The 880-nt window shown below is 70.8% G+C and carries 1 protein-coding gene; it reads left to right on the forward strand.

Annotated features, from left to right (window positions below; genetic code table 11):
- Positions 1-89 precede the first annotated feature (89 nt).
- On the forward strand, positions 90-880 hold a 791-nt coding region (locus AC27KI_RS26045; RefSeq protein WP_487116739.1), incomplete at its 3' end, for a type IV pilus assembly protein FimV.

Genomic DNA, 880 nt, shown 5'->3' on the forward strand with positions numbered 1-880 from the left:
CGGCGGCAACCCCGGCATCCAGCGTGGCGAGTGCCGAGCCAGCCCCGCCAGTGGTGGCAGCCCCTGCACCGGCGCCAGCGCCCGTTGCCGTGCCCGCCCCAGCCCCCGACGCGGAGGAGCCAGGCTTCTTCTCCAACCTGTTCGACGACCCCATGCTGCCATTGGCCGGCGGCGCCTTGCTGGCATTGCTGCTGGGCTATGGCGTCTACCGCACGGTCCAGAACCGCCGCAACCAGCACGCGGTGGACAGTTCGTTCATGGAAAGCAAGCTGCAGCCGGATTCGTTCTTCGGCGCCAGCGGCGGCCAGCGCGTGGACACGGCCAGCAGCCAGCTGAGCACCGGTTCTTCGATGGCCTATTCGCCCAGCCAGCTCGATGCCGGCGGCGATGTCGATCCCGTGGCCGAAGCCGACGTGTATCTGGCCTATGGCCGCGACCTGCAGGCCGAAGAGATCCTCAAGGAGGCCGTGCGCCACAACCCGGACCGCACCTCGGTCCACGTCAAGCTCGGCGAGATCTATGCCAAGCGCCAGGACCGCAAGGCGCTGGAAGCCGTGGCGCAGGATGTCTTCCGGCTGACCGATGGCCAAGGCCCCGACTGGGCCCGCGTGTCCGAACTGGGCCGAGAACTCGACCCCGAGAACCCGCTGTACCAACCCGGCGGCCGCCCTGGCGTGGTCCTGGACGACGACGGCCCCAACACCGGCAACGGCTTTGCCAGCACCTTCACGGACGGCCGTCCTCAGATGGCCGGCGCCACCAGCGCGGCCCTGCCGCCCGATCTGGACCTCGACCTCGATCTGGCGGATGACGCCCTGACCGAGGCGCCGCCCGCGCCACCTGCCGCACCGGGTGCCTTCGCCGCTGCGGCCGCCGCCGG

It is taken from the genome of Acidovorax sp. KPB24-03, from assembly GCF_057546605.1.